Source organism: Persicimonas caeni (assembly GCF_006517175.1).
Classification (GTDB): Bacteria; Myxococcota_A; Bradymonadia; order Bradymonadales; family Bradymonadaceae; genus Persicimonas; species Persicimonas caeni.
The window spans coordinates 7,334,283-7,351,642 of sequence record NZ_CP041186.1; the positions used below are offsets into that span (position 1 = coordinate 7,334,283).

Sequence of the window (17,360 nt, forward strand, 5' to 3'; positions counted from 1 at the left end):
GTCGTGGATGAATCTGCTGCTGACAACCCCTCCCGCAGCCAGCTGCTCGCTGAGCTGTCCGAAGCGCTCGGCCAACCGGTCGTGGCCATTGTCAGCGGCTGGCAAGGCGACAATATCGTCAACCTGGGCGACGAGGCTGTGCGCGTCTTTCTCGAGGTGCTGGACGAAGAACTCGAGGGAGCCGAAGACGAAGTCGACTCCGTGGCGCTCTACCTGGTGGGGCGGGGCGGTTTTCCGGTCTTCGCTGAAGGCGTGTGGCGAGCCCTTACGGGCCGCGGGATCGAGGCCACGGCGGTGGTTCCGTATCGGGCCGATGGGATCTACAGCCTGCTGTGCCTGAGCGCCCAGCAACTCTTGATGCATCCGTACGGTGCAGTGGGGGCTTACGATCGTCGCCCGCTCGGTCGTTTCAAGGCCCGCATCGACGGTGAGAGTCTACTCGGTCTGAGTGACGTTGCTTCGTTGGAAATCGCCGAGGCCGACGCGCTGGCCGAATTGGGCTTCGAGCGCCGCCAGGCGCAGCTCTGTCGTGAATTGATGAAGAGAATGGTGGGCGGGACCGAATCGGGCACCGGCGCTCGTGTCGAGCGCAGCCTCTGTGCGGAATCGTTGGGAGGCGAGTTGGCGCTGTCTGCCGCCGAACTCGATCGCGTCGGCTTGAGCGCCCGGGTCGCCGACCCGACGCTCGCGTCACTGATCTGGCGACTTTATTGCGCTTACGAGCAGGAACTCGAGATTCTCGAGCCGCCCACGCCGCGCTACACCGCCTCGGATGTAGCCGACGAGGTCGAGTTCGCACCCGCCATGGGGCTAACCGGGGCTCTGATCGAGGGTCGGCATCGACAGATCCGATACGAGTTGGACACCGGTAGTCCCGATCCCGACACCAACATGCTCACAGGTGAATGGCTTTGGGAGCCGATGTCGATCGGTGATCTGATCTGATACGAGCGCCCCAGAACCGACCGATGAGTCGCTCTGGAGTGGTTTCTGCGCGAAATTTGCACGATTTCGGCTGGATTCGCATTCACGGGTTGTAAAAAACGTGCTACTTGCCTATTCTGAGAGTCCGTCTTGAAAGCAACCTACTTCGCTTAACCTTGGTCTTCCCTCTTGACCAAGGTGGGAATCTCTACTAGAAGACTTCTCCCCGGACGGCTTTTCTCTCAAAGAGCGTGTCTAGGATACAGATGCCGGAGTGGCGGAATTGGTAGACGCGTCGGATTCAAAATCCGATATCCGCGAGGATGTGCGGGTTCGAGTCCCGCCTCCGGTACTGAGCACAAAGGGCGCGAAGTTATGCTTCGCGCCCTTTGTGTTTCTTGCCCTCCCTTGTCGCCCAATACTGGGCCCTTGCTTCTTGCTGCAGCCGTCCCAGTCGTCGTGTTTTTGTGCTGGTTATCCCCCTTCAGATGTCACAGTTTCATTCCTCGGCAGATGCTCTATACTGGGCCCGTCCGACTTACGGCTTTGAACTTGGAGCGGCTCTGCGCACGAAGACGCAGCAGCCGTCGGGACGGCTGCTTCCTTTTTTCCGTCGAGGTTGAACCGAATGAGTGTAGTCATCGATCACGAATCCATTCGACGACAACTTGTCGAGATTGAAGCCGCCGAGCGCGATCGCGAGCATGCAGGCGATTTGCATCGGCGTCGGGCCATCCAGGGGCTTTCGGCAGTTGGGCTGCTGAGCGCCGGAGCGCGTGAGCTGTATCGGCGCGAAGTGCTCGAGGCTCTTCCTACGGCGCGCTATCGTGTCGGCGTCGATTCACAGCCATGGCACACCACGTTGCACCCGATGCCCGACTCGCTGACCAGCGGGGTGGCCTCCACGGCAGCTCACGTGGCGGCGGCGGCGCTGAGCGGCTTCGGCGGAGAACGTCGGGCCCAAGAGCGCCCGTGGGTCTCAATTGCTTCGGCGGGCTTTTTGGCGATCAGTGCCGTGGCCGCCGGCCGTCGACTTGTCGGCCAACTCGAAGACGGCGAGCTCGACGTATTCACCACGCTCGACGCGGTGGCCTCGGCGGCGGCGTTGCCGCTGGCCCTGCCCGAAGCGATGCGCGCCATCCGCGGATTGCTTCGTCGTTGAGTTGGTGTTTTTGCCTCGGCGTCGATTCGTTGTATGCTGAGGCTGATTAGTAGAAGGACCTCACAGGAGTCGATGATGACTGCAAAGAAATGGATCACCGCGTGTGCCGTGGCGCTCGCCGTCTCGGGCTTGTCCGTGGCTGCATCGGCGGCCGATTTCGTCCCGTTCTCGAAAGTTGAAAACGTCTGCCCGGACTGCAAAAAGCCCAAGGCGGACGTCATCTCGATGTCGAACGGCTCGACCATCCGGGGCACGGTGGTCGCCGAGAATACTGATTTTTATACGGTGGTACGCTATGGCGAGGTGCGCGCGGTGCCGCGTAGCTCGGTCCAGAGCATTGCGTGGGCCGACGGCTCCAAGCCGTCCTCGCTGCTCGATAAAGACCAGATCGTGTTGAACAACGGCCACGTGCTCTCGGGTACGATTGTCGACGAAAAGGACGAGCCGGCCTTTTTCCAGATCAAGTCGTCGTTCAGCGACTACACCTACATGGTCACGAAGTCGCAGGTGAAGAAGGCTTATAAGGGTGGGTCGGAGTATAGTTTTTCGAAGGGTGGGTAAGGGGGGGCTTAAGGTGACTTAGGGTTACTAAGGGTGACTTGAGGTTACTAAGGGGGACTTAGGGTTATTAAGGGTAACTTAGGGTGACTTAGGCAGCCAGGTTGAAGCTGGCCTCTTTAGTAACCCTAAGTAACCCTAAGTATCTCTTAGTAACCCTTAGTAACCCTTAGTTACTCTTAGCCTAACCCTACCAACTGTGAAGGCGCGCCACTCCTTGGGAGGCCTGCAGAGCTTCGAGCTCAGCCTGGGCCATCTCGTGGAGGCGCGCCTTGACCGTTTCTTGGCCGAAGTAGCGCCGGGCGAGGTCGGTGTAGACGGTGTAGTGACGCGCCTCGGATTCGAAGAGCTCCCCATAGTAGTCGGCGAGTTGCTGATCTTCGAGGCGCTCGGCCAAGATCTTGAAGCGCTCGCAGCTTCGGGCCTCGATGAGCCCGGCGACGAGCAACTTATCGAGGAGCGTCTCGGGCTCGTGGGTGCGAATATTCTTGACCAGCTTCTTGGCATACGGTGCCGGCTCTAGCTTCTGCAGCTCCACCCCGCGCGAGGCGAGGACCTCGAGCATCTGCTCGAAGTGCTCCATCTCCTCACGTACGATTCCGCTCAAGGTCTGCGGCAACTCCTCGCGGCCGGTGTACCGAAAGATCATGCTCAGCGCGGTCGACGCGGCGCGCTTTTCGAGGTGCGTGTGGTCGATCAGGATGGTATCGAGGTGGGGTTCGATACGGTCGAACCACTCGGGGTCGGTCGGGGCTGCAAGGTTCAACATGATAATGGTTTTGGCGGCGTGAGGGACGTGGTCGCTGCGAACATGCGAAAGTGCATTTAGACTTTCGGCGCGGATCTGTATAGTACTGTACGTCTAACTACCACTGTGGAGAAACTACGAATGTCGAGCAAGACAACCGACGAGAAACGAGTGCGGTTCAGCGAACGGCGCAGCTCGGTGCGAGTGCGGAGTCTTTTGCCGTGTGCGGTGCGCGTCATCGACGAGTCCGAGATTCCCAAACTCGAAGCGCGTATCCTGGATATGGCGGTCATCGAGTCAGACAGCGTACTGCACGATACCGTCGACTGGAGCGAGCGCAGCGACGACCTGCCGCGCGAGGTGATCTTCGTGCTCAACGAGGTGCGTGCGCTGCGCCAGCAGATCACCGAAATCCAGCGGCTGGTCGAGCGCCAGGGTGAAGGGGCCATCGAGCCTCGCTGGGTCGTTATCAACGATCGCGGTTTTCGCGTGACGACCACCGAGGACGACCCGGACATGCAGCCAGGGCAGTTCGTCGAGGTCAAACTGCGCATTCCGAGTATCCATAACCCCGATATTCTCGCTGTGGGCGAGGTGGTGCGCGGAGACGAAAAGTCGACCGCGGTCGAGTTTCGCGCCATCTCCCAACTGCATAAAAAGGCGATCATCCGCTACGCATTGCGCCGAGAGCGACAACTGGCGCGCAGCGGCAAGTATCCCTCGATTCGCGACAATGATTGAGTGACGATCACCACTGGCCGGGAAATGACGATGCGTTCGAAGTTTGTAGGAAGCCTCTGGTTGCTCTCGTGTCTCTTCTTGCTATTGAGTGCGTGCGGCAGAGACGGCGTCGCCGAGCGGTGTCAGTCGGACAACGACTGCACCGGCGAGCGCATGTGCGTCTCCGGCCAATGCCTCGATCCGGGCGACATCGACGCCGGGCCCGACGCCGACGCTGCGATTGTATGCACGAGCAATGACGATTGCCCGCAGGCAGGGGCGTGCTACGAAAGTGGCGGTGGCTGCGTGTCGAGCAGCTGTGTCATCCCCGAAGGCGCCGAACAAGGCGAATGCGAGTTGGAGCCGTGCGTCCTCGAGTCGTGCGCGCCCTACGAAGATGGCCAAGGCTGTGGCTGTGTGCCGCGTGCTTGCGAGTCCGCAAGCGATTGCGGCGAGTTTGCATGCGTCGGCGGCGAATGTGCGCCTTGCACCAGCGACGCCGAGTGTGGCGACGGCACCGTGTGTGCCGAGGACGGCCGCTGCGTCGAGGGGACGAGCTGTGAGACCGACGCCGACTGTCCCGCGCGCCAAATGTGCGACGCATCAGGACTCTGTGTCGATCGTCCCGAGTGTCTGCTCGACGACGACTGCGCCGACCAAGAAATCTGCCTTAACGGCCAATGCACCTACTCGCCCGATTGTGAGAGCGATGCTGACTGTGATGAGGGTTTCGAGTGCGTCGGCGACCAGTGCTATGAAGCGCTTTGCCGCGGCCCCGAGGACTGCCCGGCCGACCAATTCTGCGACGCCGGCGAATGTGTCGAGCCTCCCTCGGCCTCCTCGTGCTTCGTCGCCGCGCAGAATGGCGTAATCTCCGCAAACCAGCGCTACTCGCTCGAAGCCTTCGCCGTCGACGCTGAAGGAAACGGCATTCCGGCAAGCTTCGTGTGGGCATCGTCCAACGAGAGCGTGGCCACGATTGACGCGACCGGCCCGAGCGCCGTGGGGCAGGGCGCCACGGGCACGACCACCATCACCGCAGCGTTGGCTGACACCGGCGTGCAGTGCTCGGGCGAGATCGTACTGACCGGCCAGAGCGACGTCAGCCCCGGAGATTTGCGCGTGGTCGTCACCGACGTCGAGACCGGCCGCGGCGTCTCGGGTGCCGAGGTCGTCTTGAGTAACGGCACGAGCGCCGGAACCGACCAGAACGGCGTCGCCCTGTTGGCTGCGCCTCAAGGCCAGTACGACGTGTCGGTCTTCTCCGACGCTCACAACTTCGTGACCGTCCTCGACGTTCAGTCGACCGACATTCGCGTGCCGCTGACTCAGCGCCGTGGCACCGGCCCGGTCGCCGGGTTCACCGGCCAGTTCGACCTGAGCCAGATCAACACCACCGGCGACGTGACGCTGGGCTTGGCCGGAGCGAGCATCGCTGGCGGCCTGCTCGATCTCGACCTGCAACGCCTGCTCGGCGAGCCCTTCATGACGCGCCTGGAAGTGCCGGGCATGGGCGGCCAGGACGTGCCGCTTCCCGGCGGTCTGGTCGTCTTCGGCCGCGTCTTTGGCTTCGACCTCGATTTCAAGCGCACCTACTACGCCAACACCTCCGGAGGCGCGCGCATCGGCTGGGGCTTGGCCGGTAAGGTGCCGGCCCAACGCCTCTTCTCGTTGTTCCAGAACGGCGGCGGTGGCACCGGAGACGTCTTGACGACGCTCCTTCCGCTCTTCAACCGCTTTGATCACGCCACCAAGCCGCTCAACCTGGTCGAGCAGCCCCGCGTCCAAGACACGGGCGACCTCGACGGTGACGGCGACACCACCGAGATGGTGCCCGACTACGACGCCTTCCCGCAGGAGTCGCTCGCCCCGCACGTGCGCCAGAACTTGGTGACGGACGTGGACGTCTCGAACTTCCCGCAGATGTCCGACGGCGCCGCCGAACTGGCTGTGCTCGTCGGTGGCGCGCTGCTCGACGCACCGGGCTACGTGCCGCTGGGCATCAGCGCGACCAACGACCAAGATGGCGATGGACGCCCCGATACGCGCCGCCTGACCATGGCGCCGCCGCACGGATCGATCTCGGGCGGCCGCTTCGCCATCGTCGCACTCGCTTTCCGCAGCGGCCAGGTCGGCTTCCAGAACGGTGTCCAACTCCCGGATGAATTCTCGGCCTCGCTTTGGAACGGGCAATCGCTGCCGACCGCCGTTGGCCTGGGAACCTTCCCGGATGCTTCGCAAGGCACCATTGACGACAACGCGCGCACCATCTCCGTGACCGCCGATGCCGGTCCGGTGTACCGCGTACGTCTGGTCGGCGAGGAGCGCACCTGGGACGTCTGGTCCAAAGGCGCGCCTGGGGTTCAAGGCACCTTCTCCCATCAAGTAGTCATCCCGACACCCCCTTCTGGGCGCAGCGACCTGTTTACCTCCGCGGAGGTCTTCGTCGACGCAATTGCCGCCCAGGTCACCATGGACGATCTGGTCCGAGCCACTGGCATTGGTCTGCGCGATGCCGGCGTGGTCGCGACCAGCTTTAGCCGCACCAAGATTCGGTGAGCAGACACGATTCGGTGAGTAGACAAACATGAAGTTGTACAACTCGGCCTCCTCGAAGACCCTTTTGGCGTTGGCCGTGGCGCTGTGGCTGGCCCCCGGCTGCAGCGCCAAGTCCTCTGACACTCGCAAAGAGCTGAGCTCGGAGGGCTTGGAGAAGGCAGCCTCTGGGTTGCCGGAAGGCGCACGTACGGAGACCAAATCGGGCAAGCCCGAGCTGGCGCCTCCGTTGCCAACGCTCGAAGATCCGCATTTCGCCGCCTTCGACTTGCTGGTCAACCGTCCGCTCGCCCACCGTGTGGTGCGGGCCGACGTTGCGCCGGCGGTCTCCGTTGACGCAACTGCGCCCGACTTCGTGCGCTATATCCACGGCAACCACGCCAACGACTGGATGCTCGGCGAGAAGCTCGACGGAGCTCTTGCGGCTGCGGTCAAAGCTCGCAAGGCGAGTCTTTGGGTTCCAGCGCTCCGTCCGGGGGCTACTCACGAGCTGCGCATGCGTGTGTTCAACCCCGCGAAGTGGGAGAACAAGCTGACGGTGGCCGTGAACGGCTCGGCGCTGCAGCCCGTCGCACTTGCGGAGGGATGGCAGACCATCAGCATCGAGGTGCCCGCCGACAGCAAGTTGCGCGCGGACAACGAACTCGCGCTGTCGTTCTCCAATCTGGGACGCATCGACGGACGCCTTTCCGGCGGCGCGATCGCTTGGGTCGAACTGGGTCGCCAGGCTTCTGGCGCTCCGACGGTCGAGGACAAGAGCGACCCGAAGGGCGGCGCCAAAGAGGCTGAGGGACAAGAGTCTGAGGGACAAGAGTCTGAGGGACAAGAGGCGTCGGCCGAGGCTGGAGAGGCAGGTGCTGGAAAGGCCGGGGCAGCAGGCGGCGAGAGAGCCGCCGACAAGCCTGACGGCGAACCCGACTACTCGCCCTCGAAGCTACCGCTCGCTCAGGACAAGCTCCAGTTCGACAAGCAGAACGGGTTGGCGTGGTACGTCTGGCTCCCTGAACAAGCCAAGCTCGACCTCGCGCTTCGTGCTCGCGAGGGCTGCGGAGTCAGCGCTGAGGTCTTCGTCGAAGACGAGAGCAACGGCGTCAGCTCGGCGGTGGCCGAGACGCGCAATTTGGTGCTGGGCCGCGGCGAGTCGCAGCAGACCGCCATCGACTTGTCCAAGTGGTCTGGGCAGGTGGCCCGCCTGGAGCTTCGCGCGAGCGATGCCTGCCAGGAAGAGGTGACTGTCGAGAAGGCGGCGCTGGTGGTGCCCGGTGAACAGCCGAAGATGCCCGAGGGGGTCGAGCCTCCGAAGCGTATCATTGTCTGGATGATCGACACCCTTCGCTCCGATTATCTGCCCATCCACTTCGACAGCGACGTAGAGGCGCCAAACCTCCAGAAGCTCGCCGACGAGGGAGCTTCGTTCAAAGTCGCCTACGTGCAAGGTAACGAGTCACGCACCAGCCACGCGGCGTTCTTCACCGGTCAGTACCCCAACAAAAACGGTCTGGTCGGCAAGGGGATCCTGCGTCCGCATCACCACCTCATCCAAGAGGCGGTCAAAGAGAAGGGCTACAAGACCGGCTGCCACGTGGCCAACGGGTACGTGTCGCGCAACGGCGGCTTCGCCCAGGGATGGGATCACTACGTCAACAACCTTCGCGATGGCTGGCGCATCGACGGTGAGGGCATCGCCAAGCACGGCGTCGATTGGGCCAAGAAGACCAAGGACGACCCTTTCTTCTTGTATTTGGGCTCCATCGATCCGCACGTCACCTACCGCGCCCACGACGATCTCATCGGCAAGTACGAAAAGGAGCCGTACCACGGCAAGTACAAGCGCTATCTGTCGGGCGAGGAGCTCGGTAAGATCAAGGGCGGCAAGCCGGTGAGCGAGCGCGACAAGCAGCGCATCATCAACCTCTACAAAAACGAGATCACCTTCAACGACCGCGCCTTCGGCAAGCTGCGAAAAGATCTCGAGGAGGCTGGGTTGTGGGAGGGCACCATGGTCATCGTGACCTCCGATCACGGCGAGGAGTTCTGGGAGCATGGCAGCGTGGGTCACGGCCACAACGTCCATCAAGAACTCGTGCACGTGCCGATCTTGCTGTACTACCCGCCGCTGATCCCGGGAGGGACCAAGGTGGAGGCGGGTGTCGACGTGGTCGACATCTACCCCACGGTCATGGATGCGCTGGGCGCCGAGCGGCCCGACGACCTGCAGGGCAAGAGCATGATTCCGCTCATTCACAACCTGCACGGCGGCTACCCGGAGCCGGCCATCGCCACGCAGTACAAGATCCACTACGCCATGCAGATGCAGCAGTGGAAGCTGTACCTCAAGCGCGGCGACTACGAGCTTTACGATCGCAACGCCGACCACTTCGAGAAGAAGGACGTCTCGGCCAAGCATCCGCTCGCCAGCCGCTTTATGCTCGACGCGATGGGGTGGTTCCGCGCCCACCGCAAAGAGTGGGATAAGGCGACGTGGGGCGTCCCCAGCAAGGTCGCACCGGGCTTCATGGAGAAGGTGTCGGGCGCCAAGAGCGACTGAAACGAACAAGGAACTCTTTGATTCGAGCAGTTGAGAATCGGAGGACTAAGATCGCACCGCATTACCTCTTTACCAACCCGCTCCCAAGACGCAGCCGTGCCCTCGGGGGCGTGGGGCCTGCCGTTTTGGTCGTCGTTGTCTTCTTGTTTGCTGCGGCGCCAGCCGACCTTTCGGCGCAGGAGCACGGTGAGCCCGCCGACGAGCAGCGTAAGCTCAACAATGAAGCCGTCGTCGCCCTCGGCGACGGTGAATATACACGGGCTATCTCGCTGCTCGAGCAGTCGCTTCACATGGGCGAAATGGATGTCGTTTATCTGAACCTGGGCCGCGCCTACCAACTCGCCGGCCGATGCGAAGACGCGGAGGCAGCGCTGCTCGAAGTCGAAGGTGCTCCCGTCTCCAAGGGCGTGCCAGAGGGATTCGTCGCCGACAAGACCCAGCAGTATCTGGAAGAGGTTCGGACCACCTGTGAGCCTGATGTCGCTCATTCTGCTCCGACGGACGACGACGTGCAGCAGGGCGTCGGCGTGCGAGTGGCCCCACCCGCCAAAACCTCGCCAGTGGAGTCTAGCGAAGCCCATACGCTCGGTTACGTGCTAACCGGGGCCGGCCTTGCTGCAGGCGGCACCGCGCTGGTGCTGAATATCTTGGCGAGAAATGTCGAGGAGCACGCCATCGACCAAGCTAGTTCGTCGAGTCCAGTCTCCCCGGCGGTCATCACCCAACGCGAGTTCGCCGAGGAGCGCGAACGCTATGAGGCGCTCCAAACCGGCGCGCTCTCCTCCGCGCTGGTTGGCGGTGCGCTCATCGGCGCTGGGCTCTATGTGCTACTGACCGACGACGAGGGTCAATCACAAGCATCCGTCGGCCTAGAGGCCGGCAAAGGCGTGCTGGGCGTGAGCTTTGGCGGTTCGTTTTAACCGAGGAGAGGACCATGAAAGCTTGTCACCGGACTCTGCTCGCAGGAATCGGCCTGCTCTCAGTCGTATCACTTTCGAGCGGCTGCAAGGCCGACTTCGATGCGGCCGACTATACTTTCGCGTGCGATCCGAGCCGGCCTTCGGACTGCGCCGAAGGCTTCGAATGCGTCTATGTGCCCAGCCAAGGAACCGAGCTTTGCGTCGAGGGAGGCGCGAGCTTCGACGCGGGAAGCGATGCCACCTCGGTGCCCGACGTGCTCTCTGACACGGCGGATGGATCACAGGACGGTTGCGATGCGAGCAGTTGCGCGACTCGCTACCAGCAGGTGGTCAGCGCCGAGGCCCATTCTTGCGGGCTCGAGCTCGACGGCACGGTGGAATGCTGGGGGTGGCCGGGCGAGGGGCGCACCGCAGCGCCTGATGGAACCTTCACCAAGATTGCCGCTGGCGAAGACCATACCTGCGGAATCACCACCGAGCAGCATATCGAATGCTGGGGGAAGTCCTCCGAGGAAGGTCGCACTGAGGGCCAAGAGGGCCCGTTTGTCGATCTCGCCGTTGGCACCCACCACAACTGCGCGTTGCGCCCAGGCGGCAGCGTCTTTTGTTGGGGGGCCAATTCGTTCGGGGAGAGCACCCCGCCGGATGCCACCTTCGAGCAGATATCTGCCGGCAGCGCTCATACCTGTGGCATCGACACCGACGGCTCGATATCGTGTTGGGGCTTCGACTCCGACGACGCGACCAATGCTCCCTCCGGCGCCTTCAAGCAGGTCTCGGTGGGCGATGGCGTCACCGAGCGTACCAGTTGCGCAGTTGCCATGAACGGCGACGTCACATGCTGGGGCACCAATGGCTACCGCCAAGCTGATGCGCGTCCGGGACCGTTCAGGCAAGTTTCTGTGGGCGTGAAGCACACCTGCGGAGTGCGAACGGATGGAAGTATAGACTGTTGGGGGGCGAACCCCTTTGGGCAGCTCGGGCCGGTCCAGGGAGTGTTCGTGCAAGTGAGCGCCGGTGAGTCACACACCTGCGCGGTCGCCGAAGACGACAGCGTCAAGTGCTGGGGCTACTCCGAGGATGGTCGGCTCGACGCTCCGTGAGCGCGATACGAGTCGCTGAACCGGTATGGCCGAGCCTCCCCACTGCTTGTTGGTGTATTCGCTTACTCGGCCGCCCGAGCCTGTTCGGATTGCTCGGTTTTGTCGAAGAACTCGATGGTGCGATAGGGGTAAGGAATCTCGATGCCGGCCTCGTCGAGGGCGTATTTGACAGAGGTTGCGACCTCATCCTGGGCGTTTTTGACTCCCGAAATCGTCGAGGGGGTCCAGTAACGGATGTGGAAGTTGACCGAGCTGTCGCCGTGCTCCATCAAAAAGATCTGAGGCGCGGGATCTTCGAGCACCGTCTCACAGCCGTTGACGGCCTCGCGAATGACCTCGCGAGCCGTCTCGATATCCTCGTCGTAGCCGATACCGGTCACAAACGTGGTGCGTCGGTGGGGGAACGCGGTGCGCACGGTCATCGGGTTGGTGAAGATGGCCGAGTTGGGGATGATGACGCGTTGGCCGTCGTAGGTCTCGATGCTGGTGCTGCGAATCGAGATATGCTCGACCGTGCCCTCGTAGCCGTTGGTCTCGATCTGGTCGCCGATGACGAACGGGCGGCCCGACAAGATGAGGATACCCGCCAAAAAGTTCTCGAAGATATCCTTGAACGCAAAACCGATGGCCACACTGGAGAGGCCGAGCACGCTGACCAGGTGGCCGGCACTCAACCCCGGGAAAATGATCGCCGCGGCGGCAAAGGCGCCGACCACGATGACCAGCACCTTGGTGATCGTGCCGAAGAGGCTCTGGAGGCTCTTGTCCTCGGTGAACCGGCTCGAGAAACCCGACACGGTGCGCTTGGCTAGCGAGGCCAAGACCAAGAACACCACGAACACGACAATCGCGATGCCGATAGCGGGCACGATGGCCAGAAACGAGTTCACGTACTCCAAGAGTACATCTTGGAGCTTCAACAGTTGGTTGACGGATTCATCCATAGACGACTGCGTCGATCAGAATTAACGAAGCTTAGAGCGCGCAAAAAATAACCCCCAAGCGCAAGCGGTCAAGCGCGAGGGGGTTACCGTGTTCTATGATGCAGTGAGGGGGCTCAGAGGTTCATTCTTTCTCTTTGGCCCACTCGTAGCCCAGGTCGTCGAGCGACAAATCACCGTCTTCGACGGCGTCTTTGGCGCGCTCGTGACGCTCGATGTCCCACACGCGCAGGCCGCGGTGGTCGACGGAGCGCTGATTGCCCTCAGCGTCGAGCTCATTGGGCCGAAGGATGATGACCGTGTAGCGGTAGCTGGTCGCGCGCGGGTCGCTGAGCCCCTCGGTCAACAGCAGGTAGTGGTCGCTGCCGTCGAGGCGGATGCGCCGAAGATCGGCGTCGCTTCCGGCGACCAGGATCTCTTCACCGGCGTCGGCCGCCTGGATGTAGTCGGTCTTGCTGGCGAAGCGCTCGCGAAAGGGGCCCTCCGAGTGGGTCATCTCGTAGAAGAGGGCGAACATGTTGTTCTCGCGCACTTGGCGCAACAGCTTGAACATGCCCCAGGCGTTGGTTCCCTGATGGATCAGGTCCTCGACGCCTGCCGAGCGCTTCTCGGCCTCACGCTGCATGCGGTGGGCGCGCTGGCAGCACTTTTTGTACTTGCGCCCACTGCCACACGGGCAGGGATCGTTACGACCAATATCCTCGGGCACTTCCGACAGGGGAATGGGATTCGACATGGCGAAATCCTCTACAAAAGTTCAAATGGAAAACGTGTGACGAAAAACTAGTAGACTCAGTCGAGCCGGACCAGCGCGAGGTGGCCTAGCGGAACTGTACGCGCTGGCGTTGCATCGGCATGCGGTCCAAGTGGAACTGATACCACAGCTGATTCCAGCTACGCATCTTCATTTTGCGGTTGTTCTTGAGCGCCTTGAGGTTGCGCTCGGTCTTGTCGTGGCCGTCCAGGTGCTCCAAGCCCCGGTTGAGTACGTCGATGGCCTTGTCGCGCTGCTTGGTCTTCCACAAGCAGTAGGCGTACAGGTTCCAGAGCAGCGCCTCTTTTTTGTTGGCCGCCACGGCCTCCTCGAAGACGCGCTCCATCTCGTCGAACTTGCGACGCTTGTAGTAGAGCACACCGAGCATGGCTTTGGCGGTCCAGTTTTTGGCGAACGCGTTCTTCAGGTAAGGCTCGGCCTCGTCGAAGCGCTGGGCGACGTACAGAAGCGTACCGATCTGCGCGTCGATCTGGGCCTTGACGAAGAACTGCCACTTTCCAATCGGGTAGCCCGATTTGAAGATCTCGACGGCGCGGTCGATGTTGCGGCTCTGAAGCTGCTGCTGAGCCTGCTCGGCCAGCGCCTGTACCTGCTTCATGGAGCGGCGCGCCAAGTAGAAATAGGTACCCAGAAGCGCGATGACGCCCGGCACAATGCCGTAAAGAAGCGAGAAGTCCCCGCCGCCCACGGCGAAGCCGAAGAGCAGCGTGGCGACGACGCCGGCGCCCAATGCAATGAGAAGGTTATACATATCTTGGTGTTGAAATTCTGGTGCAGTGAAGTCCTGTCAGTTTCCGGCTGAACAATGCACTCAAGGCACCGGGAATTCCCCGCACAGCTCTTCGACTTCGCCGCGAATGCGCTCGAGCACGGCGTCGTCGTCGGCGTTGGCGATGGCCTCGTCGGTCCAGGCGACGATCTGGCGCATCTCGTCTTCCTTCATGCCGCGGGTGGTCACCGACGGGGTGCCGATGCGGATGCCCGACGGGTCGAACGGCGAGCGCTCGTCGAACGGGATGGAGTTGGCGTTGCACACGATGCCGGCCTTGGCCATCGCCGTCGAGGCGATCTTGCCGGTGCTTCCTCGGCCGGTGACGTCGACGAGTAGCAGGTGGTTGTCGGTGCCGCCGCTGACGAGGTCGAACCCGCGCTCGTTGAACGCATCGGCCATGGCGCGAGCGTTGCTGACGATCTGAGCGGCGTAGTCCTTGAAGTCGGGCTGCAGCGCCTCCTTGAAGGCAATCGCCAGGGCGGCGATGGCGTGCATGTGAGGGCCTCCCTGCAGGGCAGGGAAGACCGCCCGGTCGATGTCCTTGGCATACTCCTCTTTGCACATCAACAGCCCGCCGCGCGGGCCGCGCAGCGTCTTGTGCGTGGTCGACGAGACCACGTCGGCCACGGGGACCGGGCTGGGGTGGACGCCGGCGGCGACCAGTCCCGAGATATGGGCGATGTCGGCGACGAGCTTGGCGCCGACCTCCTCGGCGATCTCGGCGAAGCGCTCGAAGTCGATGGTGCGCGGGTAGGCCGAGGCGCCGCAGAAGATGACCTTCGGCTTGACCTCTTTGGCGACGCGGCGCACCTCGTCGTAGTCGATGAGGTGGGTCTCCTTGTCGACGCCATAGTGGTGGGCGTCGTAGAACCGCCCGGAGAAGTTGACCTTCCAGCCGTGGGTCAGGTGGCCGCCGAAGGGAAGCCCCATCCCCAGTACCGAGTCACCGACGTCGCACAAGGCGTAGTAGGCCGCCAGGTTGGCCGGAGAGCCCGAATAGGGCTGCACGTTGACGTGCTCGGCGCCGAAGAGCTCCTTGCCACGGTCACGCGCCAGGTTCTCGACCGCGTCGGTGAAATCCTGCCCCTCGTAGTAGCGTCGACCCGGGTAGCCCTCGCTGTACTTGTTGGTCAGCACGGAGCCGGTTGCCTGCAGCACCGCCCGCGAGGTGTAGTTCTCACTGGCGATGAGCCGAATCGTGTTGGCCTGGCGCTCTTCCTCGGCGCGGATGATGTCGTAGACGTCTTGATCAGTCTGAGCGACGGCGTCGAGTTCGTGGTGCGGGTCAGTCATGTCGGGGCTCCGAGGTGGATAGAGTTATACTGCTCGGTGGATTCGAATCGTTGGTCGAGCGGTGAAGCCCCGAGGCTCACCTCGGGGCTTCACATGCGATACGTTCCGCGGGCAGCAAGTGTCGCCGCTCCGCCGATTACTCTGCGGCGGCCGGAGCCGTGTCGGGCTCGGTGGTTACCGGCTTTTTGCGCGTGACCATGTTGTCGGCGATCAGTTCGGCCAAGTCGAGCAGGCGCACGTGACCGGCGCCGCGGTGCTTGAGGCCGTCGTCGAACATCGTCAGGCAGAACGGACAGTTGACCGCGATGGCATCGGGATCGGTCTCCAGCGCCTGGTCGGTACGCTCGACGTTGACGCGCTTGCCCAGGTCCTCCTCCATCCACATGCGACCACCACCGGCGCCGCAGCAGAAGCTCTGGCGCTTGTTGAGGTCCATCTCCTGGCGCTCGACGCCGGGGATGCTGTCGAGGACGTCGCGCGGATCGTCGTACGATTTGTCCCAGCGACCGATGTAGCACGAATCGTGGTACGTGATCTTCTGGGTGCCCGCGTGGTTCAACTTGATGCGTCCGGTCTTGAGCAGGTCGGCCAAAAACTCGGTGTGGTGGACCACTTCGTAGTTGCCGCCGAGCTGCGGGTACTCCTTGCCAATCGTGTGGAAGCAGTGCGGACAGGTCGTCACGATCTTGGTGACGCCGTAGTTGTTGAGCGTCTCGATGTTCTGGGTGGCGAGCATCCAGTACAGGTACTCGTTACCGATACGCCGCGCCGGGTCGCCGGTGCAGGCTTCTTCGGGGCCCAGAATCGCGAACGAGGAGTCCGCCTCCTTGAGGATCTTGGCGAACGACTTGGTGACGCGCTTTTGGCGATCGTCGAAGCTGCCGGCGCAACCAACCCAAAAGAGGTATTCGGGCGCCTCGGACAGCTCGCTCAGCAGCGGGATGTCGAGTCCTTCGGCCCAGTCGGCGCGGTACGACCCGGAGATGCCCCACGGGTTCGAGTTGTTCTCCATGTTACGGAAGGTCCGGCTGACCTCCGGGGAGAAGTCGGCTTCCATGAGCGCCAGGTAACGACGCATGTCGACGATGGTGTCGACGTGCTCGATGAACACCGGGCAGTTGGCCACACACGCGCCACAGGTCGTGCAGGCCCACAGCTCCTCGCGGGTGATCACCTCGCCGGTCAGGCGCGGGTAATCCTCGGGGAGCTCTTCTTTGTTGCGCACGACCATCTCGCCTTTTTCCCGAAGCGTGTCCTTGATCTTGTGGATGATCATCATCGGGTTGAGCGGCTTGCCGGTGTTGAACGCCGGGCAGTAGTGCTCGCAGCGGCCACACTCGGTGCACGCATAGGTGTCGAGCAGCTGCTTCCAGGTGAGCTCCTCGACGTAGCCGACGCCGTACGACTCGAGGTTCGGATCCTCCATGTCGATGGGGTAGAGCGCGCCGTTGGGCTCGTGCTTCTTGAAGAAGATGTTGGGCATGGCACCGATAAGGTGCAGGTGCTTTCCGAACGGAATGTAGTTCGCAAAGAAGACGACGATGCCCAAGTGGATCCAGTAGTTGACGTGGTAGAGCCAGAAGAAGCCTGCGCGATCGAGCCCGGCGCCGGCGAACAGGTTCGCGGTCGCCAGAGCAATCGGGGTGAAGCGCGGATCGTGGCCTAGGGGCTGATCGGTCATGTAGGCGATCTCGGCGCCGTTGGCCATGAACTTGGTCAGCATCAGGCCGCCGATGAGCGCCAAAATAACGGCGGCGTCTCCGGAGGCCAGACTGTGCTGGGGGCGCACGATGTAGCGGCGCACCGCGGCGATACAAATCGCCACGAAGACGATGCCGCCGAAAATGTCCTGCAAGAAGAGCATGACATTGTAGGTCCCTTCACCCACCAGATACGAGAAGTGGAAGTCAAAGACCACCGCTCGGATCATGTACTCGATGGTCTCGAGCTGGAGGATGAGGAATCCCCAGAAGATAAAGAGGTGGACCATGCCCGCCGGCTCTTGAATGACGCGACGCTGGCCGATGACATAGGTCAAGAACCCTTTGATGCGCTCGGGCACATCGTTGATCTTGAGCTCGCCTTTTCCCCACGCCACGTAGCGCAGCAGCCAGTAGACCGTGCGTGCGGCAAAACCAAATCCGACAACGAGCAGGAGGGCGATCAGTCCTCGCCGTACCCACTCATGAACTTCACCTGCAACGAGAGCTGTTTCCACGACTCTTAGCTCCTCTTGAGTATAGCCTGAAACGACCCGCTTCCTTTAGTAACGGGCGCATGGGCCGTTGACCGCCACGTTACATAACCGACTCGCGGCCGAACGGCAACCCGAGCGAGGCG

The 17,360-nt window shown here is 62.4% G+C and carries 14 protein-coding genes and 1 tRNA gene; 9 read left to right on the forward strand and 6 right to left on the reverse strand.

Annotated features, from left to right (window positions below):
- Nucleotides 1-3 precede the first annotated feature (3 nt).
- The 4 genes from FIV42_RS27240 (at nucleotide 4) to FIV42_RS27255 (ending at nucleotide 2,647) form a co-directional block, all read left to right on the forward strand.
- The gene (locus FIV42_RS27240; protein ID WP_141200751.1) at nucleotides 4-945 is read left to right on the forward strand and encodes a hypothetical protein; all 942 of its coding nucleotides are present in this window, start codon (nucleotides 4-6) and stop codon (nucleotides 943-945) included.
- 247 nt (nucleotides 946-1,192) lie between these two features.
- Nucleotides 1,193-1,276, forward strand: a tRNA-Leu gene (locus tag FIV42_RS27245).
- A 276-nt stretch (nucleotides 1,277-1,552) separates the two neighbouring features.
- Nucleotides 1,553-2,086 carry a hypothetical protein gene (locus FIV42_RS27250; RefSeq protein WP_141200752.1) on the forward strand — a complete coding sequence of 178 codons (534 nt, stop codon included), beginning with the start codon at nucleotides 1,553-1,555 and terminating at the stop codon, nucleotides 2,084-2,086.
- A 75-nt stretch (nucleotides 2,087-2,161) separates the two neighbouring features.
- Entirely contained in the window at nucleotides 2,162-2,647 is a 486-nt protein-coding gene (locus tag FIV42_RS27255; protein WP_141200753.1) for a hypothetical protein, read from the forward strand.
- A gap of 187 nt (nucleotides 2,648-2,834) precedes the next feature.
- On the opposite strand, the gene miaE is transcribed toward FIV42_RS27255, so the two are convergent.
- Nucleotides 2,835-3,413, reverse strand: a complete 579-nt coding sequence (miaE, locus tag FIV42_RS27260; protein WP_141200754.1) for a tRNA-(ms[2]io[6]A)-hydroxylase — start codon at nucleotides 3,411-3,413, stop codon at nucleotides 2,835-2,837.
- A gap of 120 nt (nucleotides 3,414-3,533) precedes the next feature.
- Between miaE and FIV42_RS27265 the strand changes: the two genes are divergently transcribed.
- From FIV42_RS27265 to FIV42_RS27285, 5 genes are all read left to right on the forward strand, one after another.
- Nucleotides 3,534-4,133: a hypothetical protein gene (locus FIV42_RS27265; protein WP_141200755.1), complete on the forward strand. Its 600-nt coding sequence runs from the start codon at nucleotides 3,534-3,536 to the stop codon at nucleotides 4,131-4,133.
- 30 nt (nucleotides 4,134-4,163) lie between these two features.
- On the forward strand, nucleotides 4,164-6,671 hold the full coding sequence (locus FIV42_RS27270; protein ID WP_141200756.1) for a hypothetical protein: 2,508 nt from the start codon (nucleotides 4,164-4,166) through the stop codon (nucleotides 6,669-6,671).
- 28 nt (nucleotides 6,672-6,699) lie between these two features.
- Nucleotides 6,700-9,216 (forward strand): sulfatase, encoded by a 2,517-nt coding sequence (locus FIV42_RS27275; protein ID WP_141200757.1) that lies wholly within the window; start codon nucleotides 6,700-6,702, stop codon nucleotides 9,214-9,216.
- A gap of 125 nt (nucleotides 9,217-9,341) precedes the next feature.
- Nucleotides 9,342-10,136: a tetratricopeptide repeat protein gene (locus FIV42_RS27280; protein ID WP_141200758.1), complete on the forward strand. Its 795-nt coding sequence runs from the start codon at nucleotides 9,342-9,344 to the stop codon at nucleotides 10,134-10,136.
- 14 nt (nucleotides 10,137-10,150) lie between these two features.
- Nucleotides 10,151-11,239 carry an RCC1 domain-containing protein gene (locus FIV42_RS27285; RefSeq protein WP_141200759.1) on the forward strand — a complete coding sequence of 363 codons (1,089 nt, stop codon included), beginning with the start codon at nucleotides 10,151-10,153 and terminating at the stop codon, nucleotides 11,237-11,239.
- 62 nt (nucleotides 11,240-11,301) lie between these two features.
- Here FIV42_RS27285 and FIV42_RS27290 read toward each other — a convergent pair whose 3' ends face one another.
- The 5 genes from FIV42_RS27290 to FIV42_RS27310 form a co-directional block, all read right to left on the reverse strand.
- On the reverse strand, nucleotides 11,302-12,183 hold the full coding sequence (locus tag FIV42_RS27290) for a mechanosensitive ion channel family protein (protein ID WP_141200760.1): 882 nt from the start codon (nucleotides 12,181-12,183) through the stop codon (nucleotides 11,302-11,304).
- Nucleotides 12,184-12,304: 121 nt separating this feature from the next.
- Nucleotides 12,305-12,916 carry a YecA family protein gene (locus FIV42_RS27295; RefSeq protein ID WP_141200761.1) on the reverse strand — a complete coding sequence of 204 codons (612 nt, stop codon included), beginning with the start codon at nucleotides 12,914-12,916 and terminating at the stop codon, nucleotides 12,305-12,307.
- Between the two features lie 85 nt (nucleotides 12,917-13,001).
- A complete protein-coding gene (locus FIV42_RS27300) occupies nucleotides 13,002-13,706 on the reverse strand; it encodes a tetratricopeptide repeat protein (RefSeq protein WP_141200762.1) in 705 nt (234 codons plus the stop codon).
- A gap of 60 nt (nucleotides 13,707-13,766) precedes the next feature.
- Entirely contained in the window at nucleotides 13,767-15,020 is a 1,254-nt protein-coding gene (locus FIV42_RS27305) for a serine hydroxymethyltransferase (RefSeq protein WP_141200763.1), read from the reverse strand.
- A gap of 136 nt (nucleotides 15,021-15,156) precedes the next feature.
- Complete coding sequence (locus FIV42_RS27310) at nucleotides 15,157-17,238, reverse strand: (Fe-S)-binding protein (protein ID WP_141200764.1); 2,082 nt, start codon at nucleotides 17,236-17,238, stop codon at nucleotides 15,157-15,159.
- Between the last annotated feature and the right edge of the window lie 122 nt (nucleotides 17,239-17,360).

Bases quoted from the DNA above. Each gene is read 5' to 3' on its own strand.
- FIV42_RS27270 (WP_141200756.1), top strand. From the start codon at position 4,164: ATGCGTTCGAAGTTTGTAGGAAGCCTCTGGTTGCTCTCGTGTCTCTTC.
- miaE (WP_141200754.1), bottom strand. From the start codon at position 3,413: ATGTTGAACCTTGCAGCCCCGACCGACCCCGAGTGGTTCGACCGTATC.
- FIV42_RS27290 (WP_141200760.1), bottom strand. From the start codon at position 12,183: ATGGATGAATCCGTCAACCAACTGTTGAAGCTCCAAGATGTACTCTTG.
- FIV42_RS27265 (WP_141200755.1), top strand. From the start codon at position 3,534: ATGTCGAGCAAGACAACCGACGAGAAACGAGTGCGGTTCAGCGAACGG.
- FIV42_RS27255 (WP_141200753.1), top strand. From the start codon at position 2,162: ATGACTGCAAAGAAATGGATCACCGCGTGTGCCGTGGCGCTCGCCGTC.
- FIV42_RS27250 (WP_141200752.1), top strand. From the start codon at position 1,553: ATGAGTGTAGTCATCGATCACGAATCCATTCGACGACAACTTGTCGAG.
- FIV42_RS27295 (WP_141200761.1), bottom strand. From the start codon at position 12,916: ATGTCGAATCCCATTCCCCTGTCGGAAGTGCCCGAGGATATTGGTCGT.
- FIV42_RS27300 (WP_141200762.1), bottom strand. From the start codon at position 13,706: ATGTATAACCTTCTCATTGCATTGGGCGCCGGCGTCGTCGCCACGCTG.
- FIV42_RS27305 (WP_141200763.1), bottom strand. From the start codon at position 15,020: ATGACTGACCCGCACCACGAACTCGACGCCGTCGCTCAGACTGATCAA.
- FIV42_RS27285 (WP_141200759.1), top strand. From the start codon at position 10,151: ATGAAAGCTTGTCACCGGACTCTGCTCGCAGGAATCGGCCTGCTCTCA.
- FIV42_RS27275 (WP_141200757.1), top strand. From the start codon at position 6,700: ATGAAGTTGTACAACTCGGCCTCCTCGAAGACCCTTTTGGCGTTGGCC.